At 64.9% G+C, this 9,173-nt stretch carries 12 protein-coding genes; 10 read left to right on the top strand and 2 right to left on the bottom strand.

Annotated elements, in window-relative coordinates:
• The first annotated feature begins 81 nt into the window (after nucleotides 1-81).
• On the top strand, nucleotides 82-654 hold the full coding sequence (locus ACFC51_RS08765) for a flavoprotein (protein WP_376368146.1): 573 nt from the start codon (nucleotides 82-84) through the stop codon (nucleotides 652-654).
• 57 nt (nucleotides 655-711) lie between these two features.
• Complete coding sequence (locus ACFC51_RS08760; RefSeq protein ID WP_376368148.1) at nucleotides 712-1,257, top strand: MOSC domain-containing protein; 546 nt, start codon at nucleotides 712-714, stop codon at nucleotides 1,255-1,257.
• Between the two features lie 303 nt (nucleotides 1,258-1,560).
• Here ACFC51_RS08760 and ACFC51_RS08755 read toward each other — a convergent pair whose 3' ends face one another.
• The gene (locus tag ACFC51_RS08755; protein ID WP_376368150.1) at nucleotides 1,561-2,037 is read right to left on the bottom strand and encodes an ArsI/CadI family heavy metal resistance metalloenzyme; all 477 of its coding nucleotides are present in this window, start codon (nucleotides 2,035-2,037) and stop codon (nucleotides 1,561-1,563) included.
• Between the two features lie 78 nt (nucleotides 2,038-2,115).
• Here ACFC51_RS08755 and ACFC51_RS08750 point away from each other — a divergent pair, with 78 nt between their 5' ends.
• The 8 genes from ACFC51_RS08750 (at nucleotide 2,116) to ACFC51_RS08715 (ending at nucleotide 8,449) form a co-directional block, all read left to right on the top strand.
• The gene (locus ACFC51_RS08750) at nucleotides 2,116-2,523 is read left to right on the top strand and encodes an ArsR/SmtB family transcription factor (protein ID WP_376368152.1); all 408 of its coding nucleotides are present in this window, start codon (nucleotides 2,116-2,118) and stop codon (nucleotides 2,521-2,523) included.
• Entirely contained in the window at nucleotides 2,520-3,617 is a 1,098-nt protein-coding gene (arsB, locus tag ACFC51_RS08745; protein ID WP_376527702.1) for an ACR3 family arsenite efflux transporter, read from the top strand. Before ACFC51_RS08750 ends, arsB begins: the two co-directional genes overlap by 4 nt.
• Nucleotides 3,610-4,065: an arsenate reductase ArsC gene (locus ACFC51_RS08740; RefSeq protein ID WP_376527699.1), complete on the top strand. Its 456-nt coding sequence runs from the start codon at nucleotides 3,610-3,612 to the stop codon at nucleotides 4,063-4,065. The genes arsB and ACFC51_RS08740 overlap by 8 nt, the downstream gene beginning before the upstream one ends.
• A 792-nt stretch (nucleotides 4,066-4,857) precedes the next feature.
• On the top strand, nucleotides 4,858-5,175 hold the full coding sequence (locus ACFC51_RS08735) for a hypothetical protein (protein ID WP_376527696.1): 318 nt from the start codon (nucleotides 4,858-4,860) through the stop codon (nucleotides 5,173-5,175).
• Nucleotides 5,172-5,672 carry a hypothetical protein gene (locus ACFC51_RS08730; protein WP_376527694.1) on the top strand — a complete coding sequence of 167 codons (501 nt, stop codon included), beginning with the start codon at nucleotides 5,172-5,174 and terminating at the stop codon, nucleotides 5,670-5,672. The genes ACFC51_RS08735 and ACFC51_RS08730 overlap by 4 nt, the downstream gene beginning before the upstream one ends.
• Nucleotides 5,644-6,018, top strand: a complete 375-nt coding sequence (locus ACFC51_RS08725; protein WP_376527691.1) for a hypothetical protein — start codon at nucleotides 5,644-5,646, stop codon at nucleotides 6,016-6,018. Before ACFC51_RS08730 ends, ACFC51_RS08725 begins: the two co-directional genes overlap by 29 nt.
• A 562-nt stretch (nucleotides 6,019-6,580) precedes the next feature.
• The gene (locus ACFC51_RS08720) at nucleotides 6,581-7,363 is read left to right on the top strand and encodes a hypothetical protein (RefSeq protein WP_376527688.1); all 783 of its coding nucleotides are present in this window, start codon (nucleotides 6,581-6,583) and stop codon (nucleotides 7,361-7,363) included.
• 525 nt (nucleotides 7,364-7,888) lie between these two features.
• Complete coding sequence (locus tag ACFC51_RS08715) at nucleotides 7,889-8,449, top strand: HDIG domain-containing metalloprotein (RefSeq protein WP_376527685.1); 561 nt, start codon at nucleotides 7,889-7,891, stop codon at nucleotides 8,447-8,449.
• Here the strand turns inward: ACFC51_RS08715 and ACFC51_RS08710 are convergent.
• Nucleotides 8,437-8,907 (bottom strand): NUDIX hydrolase, encoded by a 471-nt coding sequence (locus tag ACFC51_RS08710; RefSeq protein ID WP_376527683.1) that lies wholly within the window; start codon nucleotides 8,905-8,907, stop codon nucleotides 8,437-8,439. The two genes, ACFC51_RS08715 and ACFC51_RS08710, sit on opposite strands and share 13 nt — an antisense overlap.
• Nucleotides 8,908-9,173 lie beyond the last annotated feature (266 nt).

Raw genomic sequence — 9,173 nt, 5'->3', positions numbered from 1 at the left:
CGTGCCGTGGCCGCGGCAGGTCTCTGCTGTACTGCTGGCCTGGAAGACCCTGGAAGGCGGACGACGCGTGGTGGAGGAACGATGAGTGCGGGGAGCCGAGGCGTGCTGGGAGTCGTGGGCACGGCGACCGACGGGGTCCAAAGTCTGCGCAGCGGCCTGGTCGAGCCGGCCGTCGCCCTGGGCTGGCAGGTGGCCGTGACGCTCACCCCCGACGCGGGCCGGTGGCTGAGGGCCGCCGACGGGGAGCTGGACCGGCTGGAGTCACTGACCGGCCTGCCGGTGCGCGACACACCCCGCCTGCCGACCGAGCCCCGCCCCCACCCCGTCGTCGACTGCTACGTGGTCGCACCGGCGAGCGCGAACTACGTGGCCAAACTGGCCCTGGGGATCGCCGACAACCAGGCGCTGACGCAGGTGAGCGAGGCACTGGGCACGATCGGCGTCCCGGTCGTGGTGTTCCCACGGATCAACGCGGCCCACGCACGGCACCCGGCCTGGGAGGGGCACATCCGGGCGCTGCGGACGGCAGGTGCGGAGCTGGTCCACGGGCCCGACGTCTGGCCCCTGCACGAACCCCGCCAGGAACCGACGCGAGAGCCTCCGTGGTCCACGATCCTGGACCGTCTGGATCGCCTGGCTCCCGGCTCCGCCTGACCCGGAGCGTTTCCTAGGATGGCGCGACGCACGCGGAACGGCAGACAGGGGTCGGACATGGCAGGCCGGGTCACAGCGGTGAGCGGCAACGCGACGTACTCGTTCAGCAAGCCCAACCGCGAGTCCGTCACGCTGCTCGCCGGACTGGGTGTCGAAGGGGACGTCCATGCGGGCGGGACGATCCGCCACCAGTTCCGCATGACCTACGAGCCGGACCTGCCCAACCTGCGCCAGGTCCACCTGATGCACGAGGAACTCTTCGACGAACTCGCCCTCAAGGGCTACACCGTCGCCGCGGGCCAGCTCGGGGAGAACGTCACCACCCGGGAGATCGATCTGCTCGCCCTCCCCACCGGCGCCCTGCTGCACCTCGGTGAGCAGGCGGTGGTGGAGGTGACCGGCCTGCGCAACCCGTGCGCGAAGATCAACGACTTCCGTCAGGGCCTGCTCGGCGAGGTCTTCACCATCGATCCGCTCTCGGGGGACTTCACGTTCAAGTCCGGCATCATGGCCGTGGTCCGCCACGGCGGCCGGGTCCGCCCGCACGACACGATCGAGATCGAACTCCCGCCGGGCCCGCACCGCCCGCTCGAACGCGTCTGACCGGCACTGCAACCGCCCTGCTGCGAACTCACTCGCGACAACGGCGAATGACTGCACCAGGTCGAGCGAGTCCGACGCCCTGGCTCGCTGCGGTCGGCTCCGCCGGGGTCGAACCTGGCCGGCCCCTGGCCGGGATCCGTCCAGGGGCAAGCCCTTGCCCGTTCCTGGGCAGGGGGAAGTCGAGCGGGACACGATCTCGACAACCGTCGCACCGAGAACCGTCGCGGGTTCGAACCCCCTCCCCCCAGCAGGCCGAAGGCCCCTGATCCCAGGTACCTGCCTGGGATCAGGGCGGCTGAGGGATCAACCACAGCCACAGGCCGAACCTGCCGCCTGCGGCTCCCCTTCCCTGCTCTGGAGCGCGCAGCACTCCTGGCCGTCCGCGTCAGGCTGGGCACTCTTGTCGAGGGTGTCGGCGTCCGCCTTGACGACGTAGACCTCCCAGGGTTCTTGTCCGGGGCCGTGGACCCACACCTTGTCCTGGAGGGCGTAGCAGCAGGACGTGTCGTTCTCCTCGAACGTCGCCAGGCCGGCGTCCTTCAGCCGTCCCGTGGCGGCCGAGACCTGCTCGGTGGAGTCGACCTCCACCCCGAGGTGATCGAGTCGGGTGTCCTCTCCGGGCTCCCCCTCGATGAGGACGAGCTTGAGCGGAGGTTCGGTGATGGCGAAGTTGGCGTAGCCCTCGCGCCGCTTGGCCGGTTCGGTGCCGAACAGCTTCGAGTAGAAGGTGATCGACGCTTCCAGGTCGCTGACACGCAGGGCGAGCTGAGCACGGGACATGGCGGTACCCCATCGAGTTGTATTGAAGTTCGTCGATTCAAGATTGCGCCTTGCATCGAAGGCTGTCAACATAGACGCATGTCGAATCAAGAGTTCGTGGTGATGGGCCGGGCAGGTGGGGTCGATGGTTGCTGCCCGGGGCTGCTGACTGCACCGATGGATGAGCATCAAGCGGTCGAGCTGGCGAAGGTGTTCAAGGCGCTGGGCGATCCCGTACGCCTGCGACTGCTCTCGATGATCGCCTCGCAGGCAGGTGGCGAGGTCTGCGTGTGCGACCTGACCCCGGCCTTCGACCTGTCGCAGCCGACGATTTCGCATCACCTCAAGCTGCTGCGGCAGGCAGGTCTCATCGACTGCGAGCGTCGCGGAACCTGGGTGTACTACTGGCTGCTCCCGGAGATGACCGACCGCCTCGCGGGCATCCTGGCCCGGCCTGCCGGCGAGCCTCTGCCTGCCCGCGCAGGATCCCCCGGGACCGCGTCGTGAGTGTGGGCACACCTGAACACGGCGTGGCGGGACGCCTGTCATTCCTGGACCGCTACCTCGCGGGGTGGATCATTGCCGCCATGGTGATCGGGCTCGGCCTCGGCCGCGCCGTTCCCGGACTCGGGGACGCCTTGGCCACGGTGACCGTCAGCGGAGTTTCCCTGCCGATCGCACTGGGCCTGCTTGTGATGATGTACCCGGTGCTGGCCAAGGTCCGCTACGACCGACTCGGCACCGTGACGCGGGACAGACGCCTGCTGGTGCCCTCGTTGCTCCTCAACTGGGTCGTGGGCCCAGCACTCATGTTCACGCTGGCCTGGCTCTTCCTGCCGGACCTGCCCGAGTACCGCACAGGGCTGATCATCGTCGGCCTGGCCCGCTGCATCGCGATGGTCATCATCTGGAACGACCTGGCGTGCGGGCACCGCGAAGCCGCGGCCGTGCTGGTCGCGATGAACTCCGTGTTCCAGGTGATCGCGTTCTCGGCGCTCGGCTGGTTCTACCTGACGGTCCTGCCCGGCTGGCTGGGCCTGGAACAGGCCGGCCTCGACGTGACGGTCGGGGAGATCACCCGCAGCGTCCTGATCTTCCTCGGCCTTCCCCTGGCAGCCGGGTACCTCACCCGCCGCATCTGCGAGAAGACGAAGGGCCGGGCCTGGTACGAGGCCGAACTGATCCCTCGCATCGGGCCCTTCGCCCTGTACGGACTCCTTTTCACCGTCGTCATCCTCTTCGCCCTCCAAGGGGACGCCATCACCTCCAAGCCTCTCGACGTGGCCCGTATCGCGCTGCCCCTGCTCGCCTACTTCGCACTCATGTGGGCCGGATCCATGACCTTGGGCCGGGCACTCGGTCTCGACCACCCGCGCGCGACTGCGCTCGCATTCACCGCCGCGGGCAACAACTTCGAGCTCGCCATCGCCGTGGCCATCGCGACGTTCGGCGCCTCGTCCGGGCAGGCCCTGGCCGGTGTGGTCGGCCCACTCATCGAAGTGCCGGTCCTGATCGGCCTGGTGTACGTGGCGTTGTACGCCCGCCGACACTTCACGGCACTTGAATCGCCCACTCCCCAGGAGGATCCTGCCCATGCCTGAGGCTGCCCTGCCCTCCGTACTGTTCGTCTGCGTCCACAACGCCGGACGCTCACAGATGGCCGCCGCGTTCCTCACCCACTTCGCGGGACAGCGGGTCCAGGTGCGCTCGGCGGGCTCCGCACCGGCCGATTCCGTCAACCCGGCTGTGGTCGAGGTGATGGCGGAGATCGGTATCGACATCGCGGCGGAGGTACCCAAGGTTCTGACCGTGGAAGCCGTCCGAGCATCCGACGTCGTCATCACGATGGGCTGCGGCGACACCTGTCCCGTGTTCCCCGGCAAGCGCTACCTCGACTGGCGACTCCCCGACCCGGCCGGACAGGGAGTCGATGCCGTCCGACCCATCCGGGACGTGATCCAAGAGCGAGTCCGACACCTCATCGACGAGATCACGCAGCCGGACGGCGGCGGCACGGTTGTCGACGGCCTCACGAGAAGCCGGGCATGACGAGCCTCCTTCCGGCTCCACGGTCTGCTCCGCCTTGCGCCGGTCTCCCGGTAGGCACGGACCTGGTGGTGGTCAGGTCCGCTCCTCAAACTCATCGGCACCGCCGGTAGCCCGCTTTCGAGGGCCGACCGAGCGATCCTGGACATCAGTACGGCCGATCAACCAACAAGGCCCAGGCTCCCGATTCTGTACCGGTGACCTGGGCCTTCGTCGTGCTTCCTACTGGTGGGCGCGGACGGTTTCGAACCGCCGACATCTGCTTTGTAAGCCTGGCGGCAGCATCTGAGTCATCTTCCTAGCTCAGACCACCTGTGCACTGCGACGGTTGTCGCGAGCTGTGGACGCTGTGGCGTTCCTCGAATGACCGTGGTTGACCGCTCGATCTGGCACACATCTGGCACGCTCGCCCACGACGTCGTCAGCGGGCTCCCGGGGCGCAGCACGCCGCGTGATGGGGGAGATGGGTACTCACGCAAGCCAGGGTCCATCCATCGCCCCTAACGGCGCTTCGGCATCAGGGCCATAGGCGAAGATCGCACATCCCACCGAACGCGCTGCCGCCGGCCTCCCCAACACCAGTGGCTGCGACAGCGAGCCCCGATGGACCACTCAGTTCAAAAACGAGTCACCACTGGTTGGCTACACCGAAGCCGCCGTCGCGCAGTTGGGCCCCTACCGACCGCTGGCTGCTCACTGAGTCGCTGCTTGCTCACTTTTAGTCGAACGTCGGACACTCAACCGCCCCTGTTGGGTAGGATTTTGTCGACCTTCACAGACGCTCAGGGGGACTCCATGACCGAGATAATCACCGCCTTGATCGGGGGGGTGTTCCTACTCGGTGGCGCCGCGATCACCGCCCGGTGGACACGCTCACGCGCCACCGGCAATCACACCCCCGCCGCCTTGCCTGCCACCAGCAACCCACAGCCCGACGGCGTCAACACCAACGTCCCTCGCCCCCCTGACAACCCACTGCCGGAGGGAACCAACCCCAGCATCCCCCACCCTCCTCAGAGCGCGCGTCCGGGCGGCGTCACCGTCAACGGACAGTTCATCGAAACGAACAACGGCACCGTCTCGCAGACCAACTACCGCGATGGCAAGCGGTGAAGTTGCCGACCACCAACAGCGCCGGGTTACTTGGGATCGCCTATTACGCGTTCGGCGCCGTCCTCGCTGTGCTCGCTGTCCTGGCAGGCGTCGAACTCATCAGTGAATACTTCCCCTACGCGTTGCCAGCTATCGAAGGCCTAGTGGGAGATCTGATCCGCCTGTCTTCTGACAAATACGTCGGGGCATTCGTACAAGATCGAGTCTTCGTCTTCATTGTCATAGGTGTGGCTTTCACTCTATGGGTCACTCACAAGTGGCCCACCTTGGTTAAGACGATCGGTCAGGCACTCAACCCGTTCGCGCGGATCGGGGTGGCCACCGTCTCGGCCGTCGCCGCCGTCTTGATCGCACTCATTCTGGCTGGTCCGCTCGGCCAGTCCAGGAGTAAGGGTGAATGCATCTCATCATTCCAGCTAAGTCTGGACCAGGCCCCCTCGCTGGTGAGCAACACAAGCTGCGGCGGGGGTGACCATGGGCGAAATTCCAGCAATTGACCAGTACATTCAGACTAATAATGGCAGCGTGTTTCAGACAATCATAAAGAACGAGGGTATTGACGAAGAAACCAAACAAAACGTACGACGCCTGGCAGTCTCTTCGCCTGAGATGCTGGCTAAGGTAGATGCGATGCTGAAGGAATCAGGCGACGTGCGGGCGGCAGCTGCGCTGGTCCGCGATGCGAGCAACATCCTGACCAGCAAGGACAGCCCAATGACCCCATTTACCGACGAGGGCGATGCCCCCATGTTCTCTGGAAAAGGCGAACGAGAGCTTCGAAAAGCAATAGCTAGTCCTTTCCTTCTGCTGATTGTAATCGTTGCTCTGATTCTTTGGCTGTAGCTCTCGTAGCCCTCACCGGCACAGCTGAGCAGTCGGCCACCTGGTCGCGAGCTCGCGACGATTGGATACGGCGGGCATCCGCCCTACTTTCAATGTCCGCAGCGGGGCTACTGATTGACGGAGAGACGGTTTCAACCCGCCGACATCCGCTTTGTAAGTTCGGCTGGGCGCCGCTGCGGCCCCCACCTCCCACCACCGCTACGGCCGGACGGGAACGCCCACGTATGCCCCTGTCCAGCATCGTTGATGTCAGCGGTAGATGTCAGAGACCTTCTGATCCGTAGCTCGAGCCAGACCGGTCACCGACGGCCATATGGGCCGCTACGAGGTACCGGAGGGCTGCTATGAGCGAGGGCGGTTGCTGTGGTTGCGGTACGCCACTGCTGTACGGCAGCCCGCGCCCGGGCAAGTCCTTGGGGCTCACGTCACCTTGCCCTAGCCGGTCGCTTCGCACGCCGCGCGCTCCCCAGCTCGCCGCGAAAGCCTACCCTCCCGGCCACAACTTGGTCACTGGACATCGATTCTGACCCCTGACCCAATCAATCGTGACACCATCTCGGCCATGAATACCCCCATCCAGCACGATGAAGTCCGTAAGGTCTATATAACCTGCCGACTTGGCAAAGGTGAACTTGAAAGACTCTTCAATCTCGCCCCAGAGGGAATTCCCGCGGCTTCAGTTTCCGTTTCAACTCAGCGAGACAGTACCCGCTATAGCGCCGCGAAACTTTCCGACCTTATTGACCATGTTCGTAATTCCAACACCACGGGCAACCTGAATAATTGGGAAAATCTCGCGCTCGAAGCTGCTGACGGCACAGGCGACCGCAAGGTTAGCGTAGCCATTGACACCGAGCGGGTTGAAATTCAAGTCTCGGGCCAGGATGCGACTTGGGTCCACGGACAGGCTGCCCGAATTGAGCTTTTCCTAAAAGCGTCGGGCGGCAAACCGAGGCGCGACAGCGAAGAGAAGGCGCGACGCATAAGGCTCGCTCTACTGGGGTACGCACTCGCAATTCCCTATATGGCAGCAATGCTCATAAGCCTAATGGTCGTCGACCCGCAAGCCCTTAAATCGAGAGAATCACGCGGAGGGGGCGAGTCGTGGCAAGGGGTTTTCGCGATCCTAGGTTCCTCTGCGACCATGATCTTTGTGTACTGGTGCGGCTTTAAGTTGTTCAACCGAGCAAATCGGGCGCTTCTTAAACCAACAGGTGAAATCCCACACGGCTCGTGGTGGAGTCGATCCACAAGCGCCGACAAGATTGCACTGGGCTCGCTTGTCGTCGCCGTACTTTCCGCGGGGGTGGCAGTAGTTACGCTAGGTAAGGAACTGGCGAAGTAGCGGGAACAGGGCACCCATCTCGCTCAGCCAACCACCTACCCCCGTTCCCATCCCGTCCGCCTTCGACCCACACACCGTGGAGCGGTCGTGGTTCAGGGCGTCAAGGTGGAGCGCGCCACTGTACGAACGACCTTGACGCCCTGGGCCGCGACTGCTCGGCTCTGCCTGGGTCGAAGGTGGTCGGGATGGGAGCCACCACGACGCTCACCACGCTCCGGCCGGCACTCGCGAACGGCGCCATCCCGGTGCCGTAGCGCCCCCGCCGGAGGCATGTCTTAAAGCCGCGGGCTTGGTTCTCGTCTCATGCCCTTGGGCCTATCCCCTGCGGGCGCGCGTCGGCGGCGGCAGCGCCGAGCGGGCCGAAGGCAGGAGCGCGGGCGCAGCCAGAGCCGGGAAGCGCGCCCGGCGGAGCGGAGCGCAGCCGGGTGCCTTGATGAAGTAGAGAAAGTCTTACCGCACGCGTGAGCGTGTACCGCTTGGCCGCGGCCTGTCGGCCTGAGTCTCGTCTCGGCTACCGTTCCACTCATGCCTTCTTCACTGGACACTCCCCGAGGAGCGGCCGAGCTCGCCGAGTCTCTGCTTCCTCCGCTCGGGAACCGCTGGTTGCACACTCAGGCCGTGGCTGCTCGAGCTGAAGAGGCTTCCGCGGCTGTGTCAGAGGATGACCGGGACCTTCTGGTAGCCGCCGCATGGCTGCACGACATCGGGTATGCCCCCGAACTACGGGACACCGGTTTCCATCCGCTTGACGGGGCTCGCCATCTAGAGGCACTCGGTGCGCCGGCGCGCCTGGTGCGGCTGGTCGCCCATCACTCTGGGGCCGTGTACGAAGCTGAACAGCGTGGGTTGTCGGCAGAGCTGGCTGCCTACGACCGGGAAGACTCTGCGGTTCTGGACGCGCTGATCTTCGCCGACATGACGACAGGCCCTGCCGGACAGTCCTTCGACTTCGATGTCCGGATCGATGAGATCCTCGTGCGCTACGAACCGGGCAGCGAGGTACACAACGCGATCAGTAAGGCGCGGCCGTATCTGAAGGCGGCTGTCGAACGGACGCATGCCCGCATGGCTGATCAGCCAATGTAGGGCTCCGCTTGATCAGATAGGCCGCGCTCGATCCGCATCCGCATGGAGGAGTGGATGTTCAGTTCGTCCAGCTTGCTTGGATCGACGAAGGCGACTTCCTTGCTCTCGCTGCTGGTCCTAAGTGCACCGCCCGTGATCCGCGCCGTGAAGCAGATCGAGAACTGCTGGCGGACCTCACCGTCGTCGTAGGCCATGACGTGGCCGGGATCCGTATAGAGACCAACCAGACCGGTCACGACAACGTCGAAGCCGGTCTCTTCCTTCGTCTCACGCACCGCTGCGTCCGCAACCGATTCGCCAACGTCGACGCCGCCTCCGGGCAGAGCCCACAGGTTGTTGTCGGTCTTGTGGATGAGGAGAACCTCACCGGCATCGTTGCGCGCAATGGCAGTGACCGAGGGGACGATGCTGTTCGCCTTCGGAGCTTGCGGATCATTGATGTAGTCGACGCGGGCCATGGCTCTAGCCTCGCATGACTGGTGACCAGAGGTGCAAGCGCAGTCCAGCTCACCGAGGTTGGGCCTACCTGCTGCCTGACTTGATCCACTGCCACTTAGCGGCACAGACCACCGGGGGTGCAACGAGCATGGTCAGCATCCAAAGGCCCACGCTCGCCGGCGAGTAGATGTAGTAGCGCCAGTGCTCTGGTAGGGGCGAGGGTGCGAGAAAGAGCACGACTAGCACTGCCCATGTGACCAGCACCGATGCCACCAAGCGCACAGCC

The sequence above is a fragment of the Streptomyces sp. NPDC055962 genome, assembly GCF_042270185.1.
Classification (GTDB): domain Bacteria; phylum Actinomycetota; class Actinomycetes; order Streptomycetales; family Streptomycetaceae; genus Streptomyces.
The sequence above is the reverse complement of the archived record's forward strand: the minus strand, read 5'-3'. Positions and strand labels throughout refer to the sequence as shown.

Coding starts and splice junctions, on each gene's coding strand:
- ACFC51_RS08760 (WP_376368148.1), top strand. CDS start 712: ATGGCAGGCCGGGTCACAGCGGTGAGCGGCAACGCGACGTACTCGTTC.
- ACFC51_RS08720 (WP_376527688.1), top strand. CDS start 6,581: ATGAATACCCCCATCCAGCACGATGAAGTCCGTAAGGTCTATATAACC.
- ACFC51_RS08735 (WP_376527696.1), top strand. CDS start 4,858: ATGACCGAGATAATCACCGCCTTGATCGGGGGGGTGTTCCTACTCGGT.
- ACFC51_RS08715 (WP_376527685.1), top strand. CDS start 7,889: ATGCCTTCTTCACTGGACACTCCCCGAGGAGCGGCCGAGCTCGCCGAG.
- ACFC51_RS08755 (WP_376368150.1), bottom strand. CDS start 2,037: ATGTCCCGTGCTCAGCTCGCCCTGCGTGTCAGCGACCTGGAAGCGTCG.
- ACFC51_RS08740 (WP_376527699.1), top strand. CDS start 3,610: ATGCCTGAGGCTGCCCTGCCCTCCGTACTGTTCGTCTGCGTCCACAAC.
- ACFC51_RS08765 (WP_376368146.1), top strand. CDS start 82: ATGAGTGCGGGGAGCCGAGGCGTGCTGGGAGTCGTGGGCACGGCGACC.
- ACFC51_RS08750 (WP_376368152.1), top strand. CDS start 2,116: ATGTCGAATCAAGAGTTCGTGGTGATGGGCCGGGCAGGTGGGGTCGAT.
- ACFC51_RS08710 (WP_376527683.1), bottom strand. CDS start 8,907: ATGGCCCGCGTCGACTACATCAATGATCCGCAAGCTCCGAAGGCGAAC.